This window comes from Lysinibacillus sp. 38-6 (genome assembly GCF_046245175.1).
GTDB lineage: Bacteria > Bacillota > Bacilli > Bacillales_A > Planococcaceae > Lysinibacillus.
In genome coordinates this window covers 1,305,834-1,322,400 of the sequence record NZ_CP176417.1, presented here as the reverse complement: position 1 = coordinate 1,322,400, position 16,567 = coordinate 1,305,834, and the positions used below count along the sequence as shown (strand labels likewise).

Genomic DNA, 16,567 nt, shown 5'->3' with positions numbered 1-16,567 from the left:
AGAGGGGGGCGTAAAATGGAAAATAACTCTGTCGTAAAAAACGGGATCGGATTTGGTGCAGTGTTAGCCATTACAATTTCATGGAGTGTCCACCACTCTGTATTGTGGGCAATCATTCACGGTTGCTTTAGCTGGTTATATGTTATTTATTATGTTTTTACTCGATAAAGCTGCACAATGCTGCTATTCATTATTCATATAATTTGCAGTTGTTGCATACATAACTAAGTGTTCCTAAGACGAAAACAATGTTCAAACAACAGTCTTAGCAAATAAAAAGAATTTCATTTGTACATCTGTTTGAGAAGGGTTGATTGGATGACACATCAAGTGACGGCAACGAACAATATCGATTTTAGTGCTACAGGTGTTGATAAAATATTGCAAAATGTAGCTTATATTTTATCGACATTTGTCATGTCTTACCCTGATAAAAGGCAGAGGGACAGGAAAATGGAACGTAATATACCCGTTCATATTGCGAAGAGACGTAATACTGCTCGCATAATTGATAGTATACAACGCTTTGAACCAAGAGCAGTAATAATTGATGTAGATTATGTAGGTGATGCATTTGTAGGAAAACTAGAACCTGTTGTAAAAGTAATTGTCAATGGATAGACGATATTGATAAGAAAAGCATCTGTAAACTATCGTAAATAGTAAACAGATGCTTTATCCTATCTTATTGGACTATTAATGCTAGCTATGCTCTAGAAATGCGTCTGATTGCATCAATTTTTTGGCAATCAATAATAATAGGTTCAGCTGCTGCTCCAGGTTCAACAAAATAAGCACAGCAATTTCGGCTATCTAATTTAATGAAAACTGCTCTTAGGAAGCTACCTCCACTGGACAAATAAACATCTACTGTAGTACCAATTTCTAAGCATCTTAGTAAGTGACAAATACAACCTTTACAGTGCTCTTCTTTCCACCAGTGCATTTCCTCCATACAAGAGCATTTTTTACATTCATCATGTTTATGGCATTTATTTTCTTTATGTTCAAAGCCTTTCTTTTCATCTTCGCAACCGCAATGATTCCAATTCATATGTTTGCAATATCTATTATCTTCCATTTTTTTATCTCCCTTTTGTTAGTTTTTTTGTAATGCACGCGCTTGCCTTACATTACTAATCTATGAAAAGGAATAGTATTGAACTGGTAATATGTCCTACTAAATAGAATTAAAATAAATAAATATAAAAATAAAAATATAATATATTTACCTAACTGAATGGAATGAAAATATAGTGTAATCTGCTGCTATATCGATTGTGCGTTTAAACAAAGCATTGGCACAGTAGGCATAACCAATCTTTACAGCTTCTTAGTCTACTAAAAAGGAGAATGTTCAAGAATGCATAAAAGACTAAAATATGTTTTTTATTTAATGGGGGTACTAGCGGTAATCGCTGCAATTTATTTGAAAAACCAACCGTTACCTACAATGCATTTATCCGAAAGCAATGGTACTCAAAGTGGAGCTGAAGACATCGCACAAAAATTGCAAAGCACGCAATTAACAAAAAAAATAGTTGTCGCGTTAAGAGCAGAAGGCTATCATCCTGATAGTACGATTGAATATTTAATCGATTCTTCTGACAATCAGATTATTACAATTCAATTACATAATTTAGAGAAACTTGATAGCAGAACGGAAAGCAAAATCCAAGAAATAGTAAGGAATATTGCCAGTCAAAATAACTTTAAATTGTTTATAGTCGATGTTCAACTTACGGATTAAAATGAATGCGTTTCGCAATGTGATATGACATTTCATAGTGCCCTGAAAAACACTATGTTATAATCACAATAAAAGGCGTGATGGAACTGAATATTTTAGTTTTAGGTGCAACAGGACGTGTAGGTAGCCGTATTGTCTCATACGCGCTAAATGATGGTCATCAAGTCATCGCATTTGTACGAACACCAAGTAAATTGAATATTTCCGATAAAAATCTACAAGTTATACAAGGGAATGTATTAAATAAAGAGGACATTGAATCCGCTATTGCTACAGCAGATGTTGTCATTAGTGCCTTAAATACAGATGGTACAACAACACTTTCAGAAAGCGTGCCACTTATTTTACAAGCGATGCAAAAAGTACAATTGAAACGAATGATTACAGTAGGCACTGCAGGCATATTACAAAGTCGACTAACGCCAAGTGTACTTCGTTATCAATCCAGTGAATCCAAACGAAAGTCAACCACTGCAGCACAAGAACATCACAATGTTTATAAATTATTGGCACAATCAAATATGGATTGGACAATTGTTTGCCCAACCTATTTACCGGATGGTCCATATACGGGAAACTATCGAGTAGAAAGAGATTTTTTACCCGAAGGTGGAACGGAAATATCCGTAGCAGATACGGCACAATTTGCGTACAAACAAATTCAAAGTACAGAATATGTCAAAGCAAGAGTCGGTATTGCTTATTAATGAAACACGCTAGTGTTAACAAATCATTGTTAATGCTAGCGTGTTTTTTTATGTAGGGAGAAAAAGAGAGAGGAATTGAAACAAGGCTTTTGATATGGCAGCCATGCAATTCTTTGCCATAGAACAAAAAACGATTCCAATACATGATTAATACAACAATAGATGAAAAGATTCTTGCGATATGTTCGTTTACTCTTGCTTCGGCCCATAATTCTATTTTTTTCATAAAAAAACGCTGTAGTGAGTCACTACAGCATCAAAGAAAAAATTTTAGGGAGATTCATGGCTTTAACGTTATTATGGCAACCAAGTTGTTTTTTTATACTTCACATGGCAGTTAATAATTCAAAATCAATAGCATTTTTTAAGCAAATCAACAAATAATAAAGTACTAAATATTTTGTCTGGGAAGTGAAGATGTTTGAAAAAATTGATGCTGTATATAATACCTATTTGCTTAGTGGTGGTATCTGTATTTTTTGTGAGTGAACGTTTCTCTGCTGATAAAGGAAGGAAGTATTATGAAGAAGCAGGTCAAATTTTGTGGGAAATCAAAACAAAGGAAAAAATTATCGCATTAACCTTTGATGATGGTCCTCATAAAAAATACACACCAGAAATTTTAGATGTATTAGCCAAATATCAGGCAAAATCAACATTTTTTATCGTTGGGGAAAATGCAGAAAAAAATTCAGAAGTAGTGCAACGAATGTATGAAGAAGGCCATGAATTAGCCATTCACACATATACTCACCCGTTAAGGACGAATGTACCTAATTTACTGAAGGAAATTAAACTAACACACGATACGATATATGGTATAACAGGCTATACACCGACACTGTTTCGCCCTGTAGAAGGCCAATATACGGATGGAATGATTGAAGCTGTAGCAAAAGAGGGTTACAAAGTCGTGATGTGGTCATGGCATCAGGATACAATGGACTGGAAAAGCCCCGGTGTTCATAAAATCGTGAATACGGTATTAAAAGGTGCGAAGGAAGGGAATATCGTCCTGTTTCATGATGGGGGAGGAGACCGGGGACAAACGGTCAAAGCATTAGAAAAAATTTTAGCTGAACTTGAAAAGCAAGGATATAAATTTGTCACCGTATCTGAATTGCTTGAAGTACAAAAGGCAAATAAAAAAATGGAAGAAAATAAATAAGGAAAGACAAACACCTCGATCAGTGCAAAAGAAGCACTTTTCGAGGTTTTACTGTTCAAGCGTAATGTTTATATATTATAGTAATTTATGGAATGGTTTGAAAAGGGAGGAGGGGATTTATTGAAGCAAGCTTTACTAATTATCGATGCCCAACAGGAATTAATGGATGGTAATGACCAAGAAAAAGCAGTATTTAAGAAAGAAACATTGCTTGAAAATATTAATTTTGTTATTCAACAAGCAATATTAAAGAATGCTACAATTATTTTCGTTCGAGATAAAGATGTAGCAAATGGTCAAGGGGCAGGCTTTCAAGTTCACAATGACATCAATGTGCCAACAAATAGTGCAATATTTATAGATAAAAAAGCGACTAATGCTTTTTATCAAACAGAATTGCTGCAATATTTGAAAGATGAGAATGTTAATCATTTAGTTATCATGGGCTGTAAAACAGAGCATTGTATCGATAGCGCAGTGCGGACAGCAACAATTCAAGCGTTTGATGTTACGCTAGTGGCAGATGGACATTCAACTACGGATTCAGACACACTTTCAGCCGAGCAAATTATTGCCCATCACAATGAAACGCTACACGGTCATTATAATGTAGATCATTTTGCAGTGGTCAGAAGCACCCAAGAGCGTTTATTTGAACCTAATCACAATCAATATCGAACTGACATGTAGGTACTCCAATATATGAACGAAAGAAGAGCACAAAAAATGTGCTCTTCAATACTTAACGACGATGTTCTACAAGGTCTATTGCTCCTAACACAATATGTGCTAACCCGAATCCAAAGACAGTGTTCGCAATCATTTTGTTAGAACCACTTTTTTGCTTTAAAGCATAGCCAGCAGCCGTAACAGCAGAACCTAAAATAGTTGGGATTAAACCTTCTCGAATATTGTTCATCCAAAATCCCTCCATCGTAGTTAATGGGCGTTATCACACCATTCATACTATTTGCGAATACCCATATAGTTATACTTATTTTATGTTTTTTATCAAGCTTCACCTTTGCTGTTTAAGGCCACTAATATGTATAATATCGCGTTAAAGCAATTTAAAAGGGTCGCTTGGGGGAAGCGACCCTTTGGTATTGATAGGAGTGTAGAAGCAACTGGTCATTCCATTAAAGTCTTTTTAGAGCTTAATGTAAGAAAGCTGTACCGACGATAATTAGCAGAATAAACAGTACAACGATTAGTGCGAATGCTGAGCCATTGCCGCCGCCATAGTAATTGTCGCCGCCGCCATAGTTACATCCACCACCGTAGTTACATCCACCGCCATAGTTATATCCACCATAAAAATTATTGTTCCAATTCCCTGCATTTCCGTAGTATCCCATGAAACATTCCTCCTTCCTTCAACTTTATAATATGTTCATTGTGGAAATGCGGAGGGGTATTTATCCCAATGTAGCTTTTTTAATTTACAAAAAAAGCTGCAGCGCAATTATACGCTACAGCTTCACATTGGTTACCTTTTTGGTTTGTCAGTAAGCTTATTATAGCACAAACAGACTCTTATGCAAAAATTCACTGTTGCCGTTACATCTAAAGAATGTTTATGGATTATGCCAACTCCAATCGCATTGTATGATTCATCACTTGGAACCCTTGTTTTTCATATAAAGTAAATGCACCACCGTTTTCAGCTAAAACGTTTAATTCCAAGTAATCTAATTGGCGATTTTCCGCCCACTTTTTTGCTTCACTTAGCAAAGCTGAACCGATTCCTTGGCTTTGATATTGACTGCCCACAATAATATCGACGATAAAGGCATATTTATGTTTAACAATACATGCATAAGGAGGTGTCGTCATTTCTTGGATAAGCAAAAAGCCGACGATTTCATTATGTACTTTTGCCAGTAAAATATCTGACGCTTGATTTTGAATCGTATGGCGAATAAATGCTACATCTTGTCTAGCAGCTTGTATGTAATTTGGTTGTAACTTGGACATTTCGATAAAAAGCTCTTGATATAAAATTTCAATTTGTGGAACTTCATTTCGTGTAGCCATGATAATTTGCATCTTTATAGCCTCCAAAATTTTCGTTTTATAAAATTACTAATATATTACATTGTTGGTAAGTTAATATCAAATACTTAACGCGCATTTGTGAAGCTAGATACATAGTTTACTAATTAAAAATTTATACGGAAAGGTAGTTCTTTCTGTATTATTGTGAATGTTCACCGTATATGCATTTGAATATGCTAGATATGAAGGCTGTGATGCTAATATCCGAGAAAAGTATTTTAAGATATTTCAGTAGTTTTAAAGCCTTCTACTATCACCTGTGTGGGGGATTTCGAGAAGAAAGTAGGTGATAATCTGGAAACTAATACGCTATGGGCATCGTTCATAGGTGGTACGACCGCAATAATTGTTTATTTAATTGGCGGCGTAGATGAATTGTTAACCTCTTTAACAATATTAATGGCCATCGATTTAATATTAGGATGTATGGTCGGATGGTTAACCAAGGATATAGATTCTCGTAAAACGTTTAAAGGATTATTAAAAAAGACAGCGATGCTATTAATGGTTATAGCAGCTGTACAATTGGATAATGCTACAGAAAGCGGCAATTTCATGCGCAATGCGATGATTCTGTTTTTAATAGGTATGGAGGGAATTAGTATTATTGAAAACTTAGGGAAGTTAGGAATTCGCGTACCAAAGTTTTTAATCAATGCTTTTGTGCAATTAAAAAAGGATAACGATGATAAAAAGGACGATCATGAATAACAAAGTCGTATCATTTTTGTTTACCATCTAATGTATCACAATATTACTAAAAGAAATTCATCCCGCACAGGAATACAATTATGTAATATGAAATAGAAGACTAGGCCATTTTATTCCTTATCCTCTCTACCACTGTGCCATTGGTTAACGAAGATTTCAGGATGGTATGACAGGGACAAGTACTTGTTAAGCTCACATTCCTGACACTTTGAAAGAAAGTGTTCTTTTAGCCTAAAAAATTTCGGTATGCTCTTTTACAAACAGACAACCAAAATAAATTTCTCAAAGGAGTCACATCTATCTAGGTGTGGCTTTTTACTGTGCATTTAATAAGAATGGGTGAAGGTATGTTGGTGCTAAAGGAAATGAGTTGGGGTTTTGAAGGCAACATGCCTTTTAAAAAAGAAAGAGGTGATGATATGCAATTGACAGACGGCTCTTGGATATTTGAAACGGATGAAATTGATGAAGTTGTCATGCATGTAGAACGTGAAGATTATGAACGGGAAATGTTAAATGCATTTGCTCGCTATGCATACGCACGTTATAAGCAAATTCGAGATTATGTGAATCCACGAAAGTGTAAATATATGTTGATTGATAAAGTGCGAGAACAATTGAAGTCGCCTGCAAAACTACGCAGAGTTTGTCAGTTAGTAAATATGACAGAAGAAGAAGTGCAATATATCATTGCATTTGTTAAAAAACATTTGAAATATGTAAAATAAGGTCAAGTTCATTCTGACGAAGGCTAAATTGGTAAGAATCGCTACCACATGCTCGAGAGTATCTCGCCAGGGGTAGCTTCCCCCATAACTAAATAACCTTTTTTCCTAGCCATTGAGCTGTTAAAACTATTGGAAAAAATAATAGACCAAAAGGTAAACAATTAAAAATCATTTGCCAAGTAATGAGTTTCTGACTAAATAACGAGCTATATAACAGCATGCTATATGGGATGATCACGAATAATGACGTAACAGAGCCAGGAGTAATAGATCGCAATAAAATCGTTTGTCCAATATGCGTAAGAGCATGAATAAAAAATACTAAAGTGACAACGATGAAAACATAAAGTTTCATAACGTTACCATTATATAAATACTGACTAGCTGCGATTGTAGCGCCACTGACAACGATAAAAACAACAAGCACTGCTACTGCAAATTGAGCAGTGGTCATAGAAAACTGTTTCACAATTCGATCGGCCAATGGGTATGGTAAACGTTTATAGAGCTTATGTCGATGATGATGTAACCAGTGCTCTAGCATAATAATTTCTTCAAAATCGTGGATAATAAAAAAAACTGGAAATAACCATATGAGTGTATGAATATTGAACCAAAATTCCATCTTGCTTCCTCACTATCTATTAATAAACGTTCTTTTATAATATAAATAGGGTCACTGGACCAGAGTGACCCTAACCAACAAATCAGGAGGGCAAAGCTAAATTAATTAGCTTTACACTACTATTATTATGATGGAAAAGTGAAAGTTACTAGCTATTAGCCTGTGTACTAGAGAGAAAATAAAAGTTTTTTTATTTCGCTTCCTTGTTATTTGAAAAATAACCTTATTATAGAATTATAACAACAACTTGATAGGAGTTCATGCATTTTTAAATAAACTTTAAAAAATTCGACAATTATTGTCAGTAAAATATATTTGTTAGAAATTTATGTTCAAATAATAACTAGGCAAAAAGTATAACGAGTGATTAGATGATAAGCCTAGATATATGGAATATTATCGTTCGAAATGTTCATATTCATCATTTTTAATTGTCAGAAAATATCAATGTATCTTATAATATAGGAAAATATAAAATAAGAGGTGAACTTATGGGGAAAACAGTAGATTACAATCTATTTCCAGCCTATCAAAACACACTTGAAGACAGACTGAATGAACGAAAAGAAGAATTTATGGAAGAATTAGAAAAAGCAAAAATCGGTGGATACCTTCTAGACTTTGACAAAATAATGGAAGAAATACCGCAATAATAGCAAGCATCTCACATTAAAGTGGGGTGCTTTTTTAATCGACACGAAGACATAAAGTTGAACTTTTTATAAACAATCAAAAAAAATAAAAATTTAGCAATAACCTACAAGTTACTATAAAATCCATAATTCTCTAACTATATTTATTTATCAGTTTTTTCTAAAAAATAGTGAAATTCCACTAATTTGTAGACTTCATATTGAAATGTGATTGAAAATTGTTAAACTAAATGTAGGAGATATTCTTTGCGATAACTTATTTCTAAGGTGATTGTTTTGAATACATTTCTTGAAATTTTATTGGGTGCTTTCCTCGTATTCGTTTATATTAAATTAATGTCATTTATTTTCAAAAAATCAGTAAAGTATATGGAGCGAAAAAGTACGGACTTTCTTGCTCAAAGACTTCCTGGCTGGCTGTTCGTTATGCTATCAAGCTGTTGTATATTTTATTCTATTCTACCTTTTTATCCGTTATATATAATGCAAACGATCATGTATATCGCCATGTTTGTATGCATTGTATCAATATTCTTATTGCTAGTCGTGAAAAATATTAGCATAACAAAATATCACAAGATTGTTATAAAAATTAAGAAAGAATATGAGAGCAAATAAGCTTGGTTATTTATTTAAGAGAAATAATATTTACGTCATTTTACGTCCTATCAGCTATCATAATGAAGATAAAGATAGAAAATATACGAGGATGATTTATTTTGAATTCTCTTCTAAATATTTTATTAAGTGCTTTTATTGGCTTCGTTTATATTAAAATGATGTCCTTTATTTTCAAAAAAACAGTAATATATATGAAACGAAAAAGTACGGACTTCCTAGTGCAAAGACTACCTGGCTGGCTGTTCGTTATGCTATCAAGTGGTTTTATTTTACTAAATGCCCCACCTTACTTGTCATACTATTATATAATGCAAACGATCATGTATATCGCCATGTTTGTATGCATTGTATCAATATTCTTATTGCTAGTCGTGAAAAATATTAGCATAACAAAATATAACAAGATCGTTTTAAAAATTATGAAGGAATATGAGAGTAAATAAAGAATATTGACCATTTATTTGCTTAATATAATCATGTAGCCATTTAGTATCTAGAATAACTAAATGGCTTTTTTTTGATGCCAAGACTACTTTATAAGATCGATATTGCACAAAAAAGGAAAATAAGTAGTGAAAATAGTCAGTTAAAGTTATAGAATGGTAAAAATACGATTTTTGAAAGTAGCGTGAATAAATGTTTCCTATATTAAAAACGAATCGATTAGTGTTAAGAGAACTGACTGAAGACGATGCGCAAGCGATTTTAGATTGCTTTTCTAATCCAGACGTTTTACGTCATTATGGACAAAAGCCGTTAACGAGCTTAGAGCAAGTGAAACAGATCATCCAAAATTTTTCTTATAATTTTGAGAACAAACTAGGCATTAAATGGGGTATTGAAGTACAAGGGCAAGAGGGGATTATTGGGACGATAGGTTTTCAAGAGTGGTCTGTTGAGCATAAAAAAGCGGAGATAAGCTATGCACTTTTCCCTAACAGCTGGGGGCATGGCTATGCAAAGGAAGCTGTAGAAAAAGTTATTTCCTATGGCTTTCAAGAAATGGATTTGGTGCGTATAGGAGCCATTGTGTTTACAGAAAATCTTTCTTCTAATAAGTTGTTGGAAAAAATAGGATTTGAAAAAGAAGGCGTTTTACGAAACTATATGCATCAAAATAATCAAGCATTTGATACAAATATTTATTCGTTAATTAAGTAAAGTAATACTGACCAGTTAGTGAAAATTTACTGCTGGTCATTTTATTATTTATTTTGATTAAGTTTTATATTTTTTATAGTATGAAGAAAGAAACGTATGTAAGGGAGAGGCATAATGTAGTGTGCAAATGCTTAAAGAAAGAATTAGGAATGAGCAAGTTCCCTTTATTCATATGCATTGACGACGGTGAGGCATTAGAAATTTCAATACAAATTAATGGTGCTCTGTTTATTCATCAAGATCATCTAAGTGAAAACTGTAGCTATTTTGAAAAACTCAACGTCTAAACATAAAGCCGCACGTGAGAAGGGAGAAGGCATAATGTTTATATTACCTTCTTGCCTATTCAACTCCCACTTAAAACTTTATAACCATTTTACTCTCTCACGATTAAACCTAATAAAGTAGCAAACCCAACCGCTTGTTCGGATGATACTTCACAACCTTTTAAACTTTCCAACGTTACATTTAACCGTTCAAATCGACATGTACTAATGTCAATTCCTTTTAACGATGTTCGAGAAAAATCAACATCATTCAAGTCACAGTAATCAAATAACACCTTAGTAAATTTGCATTCAAAATAATTAGCACTTTGTAGTGAAGAACGGTAAAATACAACTTGTTTTAAACGACTGTCTGAAAAGTCGCATAAATTGGCAATGCAATTGTTAAATGATACATTTCCTAAATTTGCCTCCGCAAAATTCAAACCTAATAATTTACAGTTTTCGAATGTAACTCTGTGAATCAGTCCTTCACAAAAGCTTGCATTCGATAAATCACAATTCTCAAATACGACATCTGTTAAATCTATTTTTCGAAATGTAACGCCAATGAATCTTACATTTTTAAAGTGGACTTTGGATAATATTAGTCTTTCAATACATTCATTATCAATGACCGTATTTTCGATTACACATTCTGATAAAAATGGGTCTTCTTCATAAAAAATATCTTGAAAATTCGCTTTTTCTAATGTTAAAGGTAATTTAGGTGTTTCAATTTTAAAACCTTTTGCCACAATAACACACCTTTCTACTGCATTAATAATATAAGAATAATAAAAAAATCTTATGTTTATAAGACTGTTTTTTTAAGTGAAAGTGTGGGCAAGTCGTTAGCATTCGGGGAAATAATTAAGGGGGACGGTTAATTGAAAGATTCTGTGCTACATTTTTATGATGAACTGGCGGACAATTACCACCTACTATTTGTTGACTGGCATGAAGCAATATTACGTCAAGGTGAGCTACTTCATAAAGTCATCCAATCCAAGTTAAACTTGTCTTGTACGAATAACACGACTCTATTAGACTGTTCGTGCGGTATCGGCACACAAGCAATCGGGATGGCGAAATCCGGATATAAAGTAACTGCAACGGATATTAGCGAAGTATCAGTAAAGAGAGCCGCTAAAGAAGCAGCACGTTATGGGGTGAACATCAATTTTGGCGTGGCAGACTTTTGCTCGTTAAATAAGGATGTATTAGGCCAATTTAATATCGTTCTGTCTGCAGATAATGCTATTCCACATTTATTAACAGATGAAGAATTGGTCAAAGCTTTTCACAATATGCATAAAAAGCTTCTTCAAAATGGTTTACTGATTCTAACGATTAGAGATTACGATGCATTGATAAAAGAGAAAATAACAAGCACACAACCAACGATTTTAGATGATGGAAATCGAATTGTTTTTCAAGTGTATGATTGGGCACAAGACGACAAAACGTATACTGTCAATCAATTCATTTTGCAGGTAATTAACGAAGAATGGCAAACGAAACATTACAGCACAAAGTACAGAGCATTGTTACGACATGAATTAAATACAGTACTGGAAGCAACTGGTTTCGTAGATGTGGAGTGGCATTTCTCGTCTCAGACTGGTTATTACCAACCGATATTGACTGCTCGGAAAGATTAATAGTGAGAGGTTGATTGAATATGGCTGAATATATAAAGAACATAAGGAAATTTATTGGAACAAAACCTTTAATACTAGTTGGTGCCACTGTTGTTGTCCTCAATAAGAACAAACAAATATTGCTTCAACTTCGCGCTGATACGAAAGAGTGGGGGTTGCCAGGTGGAGCAATGGAGCTAGCGGAAAGCCTCGAACAAACTGCCGAGCGAGAATTATTTGAGGAAACGGGACTAAGAGCTAAAAATTTTAAGTTTCTTGATTTACTTTCAGGACAAAATCTTTATTTTAAGTATCCACATGGTGATGAAGTGTATAACGTAATCAGTGTTTATGTTGCAGAAGGGACGTATGGCGAATTAAGCATGACAGATGGAGAAAGTTTAGATTTGCAATACTTTTCGCCAACAGATTTACCTGCAAATCTTGATGAAAGAGCTCAGTACATTATTAAAAAACATTTTTAATATGTATTTAGTAATCAGTTTGTTGATAGATTTGTTGTAGTGGTAATAAGAAAAAGTTATCTGATTTAATCAAGAATCATAATTTTTAATTATAGGTTACTTGTGTTAACGTAAAAGAAAGGAGGCGGGAAGATGAAAATATTGGATGCACATTTCCACATAATTGATTTTAATTACCCGATTATAGAAAACCAAGGATATGTTCCACCAAGCTATGTTGTGGAAGATTACCAAAAAGAAACTTCAACTTATAATATTGTAGGTGGAGCCATTGTATCTGGTTCTTTTCAAGGATTTAATCAAAATTACTTAATAAATGCTTTAGAAAAAATGGGTCCTGCCTTTTGTGGTGTAACACAATTACCATTTTCCGTAACTGATAATGAAATACTTTATTTGCATCAAAAAGGTGTGCGCGCATTACGATTTAATGTAAAACGTGGCGGCTCCGAAGATTTATCTAAACTCGACTATTTTGCAAGACGTGTTTATGATTTAACTGGTTGGCATAGTGAATTATATATAGATGCTAAAGATTTACCCGAAATTGCATCAACTATTGAGGACTTACCCGCAATTTCGATTGATCATCTAGGGTTGTCTGAGGAGGGATTGCCTCATTTGTTACAACTTGTAGAAAAGGGTGTACGAGTGAAAGCGACAGGTTTTGGAAGAGTGAGTCTTGATGTGAAGAATGCGTTGAAATCCATTTATGCTATTGATCCGAATGCTTTAATGTTCGGTACAGATTTACCTTCCACTCGAGCAAATAGACCATTTGCCTTTTCAGATATAGCTTGTATTCAGCAATTATTTGATTCAGCAGCCGCTGAACGCATTCTTTATAAAAATGCATTTAACTGGTATTTTAAATAAATTATTAGCTATGTGATTTTCTGATAACTAATGCTGAAAGAGGGTGTTTAATTGGATTTACCATTAGCTAATTTTCCAACATTCGAAACTATACGCTTTCACTTACGACGTGCAGTAGTAAATGATTGCCATGATCTTTTTGAGTTGTATTCGGATGAGGAAGTGACCAGATATTTGCCTTTCACACCTTTTATTACGATAGATAATGCGATCGATGAGTTAAATTGGTATGATACGATTTTCAAAGAACAATCCGGTTTAAGATGGGTAATTGAAGATGTGGAATTCAAAAAAGTAATTGGAACTTGTGGATTTTTAAACTATGAAAAAGAACATCATCGTATAGAGATAGGCTATGATTTAAAGCCAAGCTATTGGGGAAAGGGCGTTATGAAAGAGGCCCTTCAATGTATTATTCACTTTGCCTTTACAACAATGAAAATGAATAAAATTGAAGCGAAAGTTGAACCGGCAAATCAGGCTTCTGTGAAATTGTTAGAAAAATTAAATTTTTATAAAGAAGGCGTATTAAGACAACATGAATTTGAGAAAGGAAAATATGTTGATCTTGCTATACTGTCTATATTAAGAAGTGAATATATGTAAACATTAAAAAACGTAGTCCCCAGCACAAAACTGGGGATTTTTATAATGGATTATCAATTTTCTTTTTGCTGTTCTTTATCTTTATTTGTATTTTTTACTTGTTCTTTTGTTAAATCATTTTCTTCGCGAATATCTAAATCATCAGGACTTAAATCAGATCCGAATTCTTCTTTCGGCAGTTCCTTTTTTTCTTTTGGCATTATAATCACCTCCGCTTACTAAAGTGCCCAATTTGCCAAAAACTATACTTTTTGAAAGTAAGCTATTCAACTTTTCGACTTTATATCGTCATATATTAGCAATTTACTTTTAGATGTATTTTGTAGTTTTATAGTAACATTGGAATAAATAGCTTTGAGGAGGTAATGTATGCCAAATTTATTGTTAATGCTTTTTTTAGTAAACCTTTCTTTATTTCTTGTGCATGAAATGGATGCTATAAGGCGCTCTGAATGGCGTTTGTTTATCGTTTTGAAAGATATGGAAGATTCCAAGGCTTATAAAGTCTTTACTTTTATTCACCTTTTTCTTTATATAATCATTTTATCCTTACTATTCAGCCAATATCAAACAGTGCTATTTTGGATTCTGGATTTCTTTTTTATCATACATGCAGTATTGCACTTATTTTTCGAACGTCATCCTCGCAATGAATTTAAAAATTCGTTTTCTAGAGCCATTATTTATTCAATGGGCATACTTGCCGTCGTCCATTTAATATTTTTAAATTATTTATAGAAACGTACATTGAAAGCAGCAGTTTATTATATAACTGGTCTACTGCACCCTATTTATGTATATTTATGTAAAGGGGGATTAGAATTGAAAAATTTATTAATAGTATCATTTGTATTATTGCTGAGTATTTTTTTAGCAGCATGTAGTCAAAATGCGGAAAAAGATGGTGGAGAGAAAGAAGATGTTGCTGCAGTTATAACTGATAAGACATCTGATGGCGAACCACTAAAGGTTGATAAAGGACTTTTAAATGTTGAAGTAACGATACCGGCTTCTTTTTTAGCAGGACAAGATATTGATACAGTTATCGCTGAAGCTAAAAACGAGGGTATCAAGGAAGTGATAAAGAATGATGATGGTTCTATAACTTATAAAATGTCTAAATCAGAGCACAAAAAGATGATGAAGGAAATGGAAGAAGGAATTATTAAGTCTGTAGAAGAGATAAAAACAGGCGAAGATTTTACTTCTATTAAGGATGTAAGTTACAATAAATCATTTTCTGAATTCACATTATCTGTTAACCAAGAAGAATTCGAAAACAGCCTTGACTCTATCGCTTCGTTTGGCTTGGCTGTCACAGGTATGTACTATCAACTATTTAATGGGGTAAATCCTGAAAATTATAAAGTGACGGTTATTTTTAAAAACGAATCAAATGGTGAAGTGATTAATACGATTGTTTATCCAGATGATTTAAATGAAAAAGAATAATCTAAAACCAGAATGGACTCTATATAAATGTAGAGTCATTCTGTTTTTTTTTTTTTTGGATATGTGCAGGTAACATTTAACTTATAGATGTATGGATTGCCATTAAAAAATTGTTTTCATTATTGATTTTTTTTACTTTAGAAAAACCACATTTTTCATAACATCTAATTGCTCTAGAATTTGAAATTTCAGGATCGACTATAATGACCTCAGCATCTGTCGTATGGTGAATCATATCAAGAAAATCATTCACCATTATGGTACCATAGCCCTTATTAAATAGCTGAGGATCCCCGATAAATTGATCTATGCCATAAATTACTTGATTTTCAAAATAGCCAAATGCTTTCTGTTCAACTGCGTTAATTTTATAGTGTTGCATATAGCCTATTGGTAAATTATTTAACTCAACTATAAAAGAAGAAACAGGGCTTTCTCCACGAACTCTTGGTTCATACTTTCGTTTTACTTGCTCCATTGTAAAAGGTGAATTGACATCCCCATAAAATGCTAAAACTTCTTTAGTGCTCAACCATTTTGCCATAAAAACATAGTCACTTTCCGTCATTTTCCGTATATTTAAATGATCTGTTAACATGTATTGTTCCACCTTTATCCTCATCGTCTGACTAGATTTTGGATTATTATACCATAAGATATTTTCATTTAATTTAGTAGCGATATGGAAAACGTAGGAGTAAATAAAATATTGGATGCACTTTAGGTTGAATTTTCCATGAACGGACGGCAAAATTAAGTTAGTGGATAATGTAGACAATATTTTTAATAATTTGGCTCTTTGAAAGATAAGGGGGATGATGATGGAAAATGTGACGATGTATGAGATCATTGGCGTTTCGATTGACCCTATTTATGAAGCTTTAATTCAGCTTAGTGAAAATGAAAAAATCCTTATTGGTCAATATACCATTCGCAAAACAGCGAAATTTTATGAAATTGAAAATCAGCACGTGCATGAATGTTTTAAGGAAAAAGAAGAATGCTACCAGTTTTTAATTAAATTACTTAAAATTTAAAGGGAATTGTTTATGGGCTA

26 protein-coding genes are annotated in these 16,567 nt (G+C 33.3%); 18 read left to right on the top strand and 8 right to left on the bottom strand.

The window, feature by feature from the left end; all coding sequences use genetic code 11:
• The first annotated feature begins 15 nt into the window (after positions 1–15).
• Together ACKVEV_RS06880 and ACKVEV_RS06875 are read left to right on the top strand one after the other, a co-directional pair.
• The gene (locus ACKVEV_RS06880; RefSeq protein ID WP_409369660.1) at positions 16–168 is read left to right on the top strand and encodes a hypothetical protein; all 153 of its coding nucleotides are present in this window, start codon (positions 16–18) and stop codon (positions 166–168) included.
• Between the two features lie 150 nt (positions 169–318).
• Positions 319–621, top strand: coding sequence for a hypothetical protein (locus ACKVEV_RS06875; protein WP_409369659.1), 303 nt, complete (start codon positions 319–321; stop codon positions 619–621).
• Between the two features lie 85 nt (positions 622–706).
• On the opposite strand, the gene ACKVEV_RS06870 is transcribed toward ACKVEV_RS06875, so the two are convergent.
• Entirely contained in the window at positions 707–1,081 is a 375-nt protein-coding gene (locus ACKVEV_RS06870) for a hypothetical protein (RefSeq protein ID WP_409369658.1), read from the bottom strand.
• 282 nt (positions 1,082–1,363) lie between these two features.
• Between ACKVEV_RS06870 and ACKVEV_RS06865 the strand changes: the two genes are divergently transcribed.
• The 4 genes from ACKVEV_RS06865 (at position 1,364) to ACKVEV_RS06850 (ending at position 4,315) form a co-directional block, all read left to right on the top strand.
• A complete protein-coding gene (locus ACKVEV_RS06865) occupies positions 1,364–1,750 on the top strand; it encodes a hypothetical protein (protein ID WP_409369657.1) in 387 nt (128 codons plus the stop codon).
• A gap of 86 nt (positions 1,751–1,836) precedes the next feature.
• Positions 1,837–2,457 carry an NAD(P)-dependent oxidoreductase gene (locus ACKVEV_RS06860; RefSeq protein ID WP_409370518.1) on the top strand — a complete coding sequence of 207 codons (621 nt, stop codon included), beginning with the start codon at positions 1,837–1,839 and terminating at the stop codon, positions 2,455–2,457.
• 421 nt (positions 2,458–2,878) lie between these two features.
• On the top strand, positions 2,879–3,625 hold the full coding sequence (locus ACKVEV_RS06855) for a polysaccharide deacetylase family protein (RefSeq protein WP_409369656.1): 747 nt from the start codon (positions 2,879–2,881) through the stop codon (positions 3,623–3,625).
• Between the two features lie 120 nt (positions 3,626–3,745).
• Entirely contained in the window at positions 3,746–4,315 is a 570-nt protein-coding gene (locus tag ACKVEV_RS06850; protein WP_409369655.1) for a cysteine hydrolase family protein, read from the top strand.
• A gap of 52 nt (positions 4,316–4,367) precedes the next feature.
• On the opposite strand, the gene ACKVEV_RS06845 is transcribed toward ACKVEV_RS06850, so the two are convergent.
• From ACKVEV_RS06845 to ACKVEV_RS06835, 3 genes are all read right to left on the bottom strand, one after another.
• Positions 4,368–4,544 (bottom strand): asparagine synthase, encoded by a 177-nt coding sequence (locus ACKVEV_RS06845; protein ID WP_172771828.1) that lies wholly within the window; start codon positions 4,542–4,544, stop codon positions 4,368–4,370.
• A gap of 238 nt (positions 4,545–4,782) precedes the next feature.
• Complete coding sequence (locus ACKVEV_RS06840) at positions 4,783–4,983, bottom strand: YjcZ family sporulation protein (RefSeq protein ID WP_409369654.1); 201 nt, start codon at positions 4,981–4,983, stop codon at positions 4,783–4,785.
• Positions 4,984–5,209: 226 nt separating this feature from the next.
• Entirely contained in the window at positions 5,210–5,674 is a 465-nt protein-coding gene (locus ACKVEV_RS06835; protein WP_409369653.1) for a GNAT family N-acetyltransferase, read from the bottom strand.
• 270 nt (positions 5,675–5,944) lie between these two features.
• Here ACKVEV_RS06835 and ACKVEV_RS06830 point away from each other — a divergent pair, with 270 nt between their 5' ends.
• Both ACKVEV_RS06830 and ACKVEV_RS06825 read left to right on the top strand, forming a co-directional pair.
• Positions 5,945–6,394 carry a holin family protein gene (locus tag ACKVEV_RS06830; protein WP_409369652.1) on the top strand — a complete coding sequence of 150 codons (450 nt, stop codon included), beginning with the start codon at positions 5,945–5,947 and terminating at the stop codon, positions 6,392–6,394.
• 320 nt (positions 6,395–6,714) lie between these two features.
• Positions 6,715–7,122: a hypothetical protein gene (locus ACKVEV_RS06825; protein WP_409369651.1), complete on the top strand. Its 408-nt coding sequence runs from the start codon at positions 6,715–6,717 to the stop codon at positions 7,120–7,122.
• A gap of 88 nt (positions 7,123–7,210) precedes the next feature.
• Here ACKVEV_RS06825 and ACKVEV_RS06820 read toward each other — a convergent pair whose 3' ends face one another.
• A complete protein-coding gene (locus ACKVEV_RS06820) occupies positions 7,211–7,747 on the bottom strand; it encodes an HXXEE domain-containing protein (RefSeq protein ID WP_409369650.1) in 537 nt (178 codons plus the stop codon).
• Positions 7,748–8,238: 491 nt separating this feature from the next.
• On the opposite strand from ACKVEV_RS06820, the gene ACKVEV_RS06815 reads away from it, so the two are divergent.
• From ACKVEV_RS06815 to ACKVEV_RS06805, 3 genes are all read left to right on the top strand, one after another.
• Positions 8,239–8,400, top strand: coding sequence for a hypothetical protein (locus ACKVEV_RS06815; RefSeq protein WP_409369649.1), 162 nt, complete (start codon positions 8,239–8,241; stop codon positions 8,398–8,400).
• A 719-nt stretch (positions 8,401–9,119) separates the two neighbouring features.
• Positions 9,120–9,464 carry a hypothetical protein gene (locus ACKVEV_RS06810; protein WP_409369648.1) on the top strand — a complete coding sequence of 115 codons (345 nt, stop codon included), beginning with the start codon at positions 9,120–9,122 and terminating at the stop codon, positions 9,462–9,464.
• Between the two features lie 193 nt (positions 9,465–9,657).
• Positions 9,658–10,182 carry a GNAT family N-acetyltransferase gene (locus ACKVEV_RS06805; RefSeq protein WP_409369647.1) on the top strand — a complete coding sequence of 175 codons (525 nt, stop codon included), beginning with the start codon at positions 9,658–9,660 and terminating at the stop codon, positions 10,180–10,182.
• A 376-nt stretch (positions 10,183–10,558) separates the two neighbouring features.
• On the opposite strand, the gene ACKVEV_RS06800 is transcribed toward ACKVEV_RS06805, so the two are convergent.
• Positions 10,559–11,206, bottom strand: coding sequence for a pentapeptide repeat-containing protein (locus ACKVEV_RS06800; protein WP_409369646.1), 648 nt, complete (start codon positions 11,204–11,206; stop codon positions 10,559–10,561).
• A gap of 132 nt (positions 11,207–11,338) precedes the next feature.
• Between ACKVEV_RS06800 and ACKVEV_RS06795 the strand changes: the two genes are divergently transcribed.
• The 4 genes from ACKVEV_RS06795 (at position 11,339) to ACKVEV_RS06780 (ending at position 14,058) form a co-directional block, all read left to right on the top strand.
• Positions 11,339–12,112: a class I SAM-dependent methyltransferase gene (locus tag ACKVEV_RS06795; protein ID WP_409369645.1), complete on the top strand. Its 774-nt coding sequence runs from the start codon at positions 11,339–11,341 to the stop codon at positions 12,110–12,112.
• A 20-nt stretch (positions 12,113–12,132) separates the two neighbouring features.
• On the top strand, positions 12,133–12,576 hold the full coding sequence (locus ACKVEV_RS06790) for an NUDIX hydrolase (protein WP_409369644.1): 444 nt from the start codon (positions 12,133–12,135) through the stop codon (positions 12,574–12,576).
• Positions 12,577–12,708: 132 nt separating this feature from the next.
• Positions 12,709–13,452, top strand: coding sequence for an amidohydrolase family protein (locus tag ACKVEV_RS06785; RefSeq protein WP_409369643.1), 744 nt, complete (start codon positions 12,709–12,711; stop codon positions 13,450–13,452).
• Between the two features lie 51 nt (positions 13,453–13,503).
• Positions 13,504–14,058 (top strand): GNAT family N-acetyltransferase, encoded by a 555-nt coding sequence (locus ACKVEV_RS06780; protein WP_409369642.1) that lies wholly within the window; start codon positions 13,504–13,506, stop codon positions 14,056–14,058.
• 53 nt (positions 14,059–14,111) lie between these two features.
• On the opposite strand, the gene ACKVEV_RS06775 is transcribed toward ACKVEV_RS06780, so the two are convergent.
• Positions 14,112–14,258, bottom strand: a complete 147-nt coding sequence (locus ACKVEV_RS06775) for a hypothetical protein (protein WP_409369641.1) — start codon at positions 14,256–14,258, stop codon at positions 14,112–14,114.
• A 169-nt stretch (positions 14,259–14,427) separates the two neighbouring features.
• Here ACKVEV_RS06775 and ACKVEV_RS06770 point away from each other — a divergent pair, with 169 nt between their 5' ends.
• Together ACKVEV_RS06770 and ACKVEV_RS06765 are read left to right on the top strand one after the other, a co-directional pair.
• Positions 14,428–14,796: a DUF6713 family protein gene (locus tag ACKVEV_RS06770; RefSeq protein ID WP_409369640.1), complete on the top strand. Its 369-nt coding sequence runs from the start codon at positions 14,428–14,430 to the stop codon at positions 14,794–14,796.
• A gap of 84 nt (positions 14,797–14,880) precedes the next feature.
• Positions 14,881–15,510, top strand: a complete 630-nt coding sequence (locus ACKVEV_RS06765; RefSeq protein WP_409369639.1) for a hypothetical protein — start codon at positions 14,881–14,883, stop codon at positions 15,508–15,510.
• A 76-nt stretch (positions 15,511–15,586) separates the two neighbouring features.
• Here ACKVEV_RS06765 and ACKVEV_RS06760 read toward each other — a convergent pair whose 3' ends face one another.
• Complete coding sequence (locus ACKVEV_RS06760; protein ID WP_409369638.1) at positions 15,587–16,108, bottom strand: GNAT family N-acetyltransferase; 522 nt, start codon at positions 16,106–16,108, stop codon at positions 15,587–15,589.
• A 217-nt stretch (positions 16,109–16,325) separates the two neighbouring features.
• On the opposite strand from ACKVEV_RS06760, the gene ACKVEV_RS06755 reads away from it, so the two are divergent.
• On the top strand, positions 16,326–16,547 hold the full coding sequence (locus ACKVEV_RS06755) for a hypothetical protein (RefSeq protein ID WP_409369637.1): 222 nt from the start codon (positions 16,326–16,328) through the stop codon (positions 16,545–16,547).
• Positions 16,548–16,567: the final 20 nt, after the last annotated feature.

Coding starts and splice junctions, on each gene's coding strand:
- ACKVEV_RS06880 (WP_409369660.1), top strand. CDS start 16: ATGGAAAATAACTCTGTCGTAAAAAACGGGATCGGATTTGGTGCAGTG.
- ACKVEV_RS06875 (WP_409369659.1), top strand. CDS start 319: ATGACACATCAAGTGACGGCAACGAACAATATCGATTTTAGTGCTACA.
- ACKVEV_RS06870 (WP_409369658.1), bottom strand. CDS start 1,081: ATGGAAGATAATAGATATTGCAAACATATGAATTGGAATCATTGCGGT.
- ACKVEV_RS06865 (WP_409369657.1), top strand. CDS start 1,364: ATGCATAAAAGACTAAAATATGTTTTTTATTTAATGGGGGTACTAGCG.
- ACKVEV_RS06845 (WP_172771828.1), bottom strand. CDS start 4,544: ATGAACAATATTCGAGAAGGTTTAATCCCAACTATTTTAGGTTCTGCT.
- ACKVEV_RS06840 (WP_409369654.1), bottom strand. CDS start 4,983: ATGGGATACTACGGAAATGCAGGGAATTGGAACAATAATTTTTATGGT.
- ACKVEV_RS06835 (WP_409369653.1), bottom strand. CDS start 5,674: ATGCAAATTATCATGGCTACACGAAATGAAGTTCCACAAATTGAAATT.
- ACKVEV_RS06820 (WP_409369650.1), bottom strand. CDS start 7,747: ATGGAATTTTGGTTCAATATTCATACACTCATATGGTTATTTCCAGTT.
- ACKVEV_RS06815 (WP_409369649.1), top strand. CDS start 8,239: ATGGGGAAAACAGTAGATTACAATCTATTTCCAGCCTATCAAAACACA.
- ACKVEV_RS06805 (WP_409369647.1), top strand. CDS start 9,658: ATGTTTCCTATATTAAAAACGAATCGATTAGTGTTAAGAGAACTGACT.
- ACKVEV_RS06790 (WP_409369644.1), top strand. CDS start 12,133: ATGGCTGAATATATAAAGAACATAAGGAAATTTATTGGAACAAAACCT.
- ACKVEV_RS06785 (WP_409369643.1), top strand. CDS start 12,709: ATGAAAATATTGGATGCACATTTCCACATAATTGATTTTAATTACCCG.
- ACKVEV_RS06775 (WP_409369641.1), bottom strand. CDS start 14,258: ATGCCAAAAGAAAAAAAGGAACTGCCGAAAGAAGAATTCGGATCTGAT.
- ACKVEV_RS06770 (WP_409369640.1), top strand. CDS start 14,428: ATGCCAAATTTATTGTTAATGCTTTTTTTAGTAAACCTTTCTTTATTT.
- ACKVEV_RS06760 (WP_409369638.1), bottom strand. CDS start 16,108: ATGTTAACAGATCATTTAAATATACGGAAAATGACGGAAAGTGACTAT.
- ACKVEV_RS06755 (WP_409369637.1), top strand. CDS start 16,326: ATGATGATGGAAAATGTGACGATGTATGAGATCATTGGCGTTTCGATT.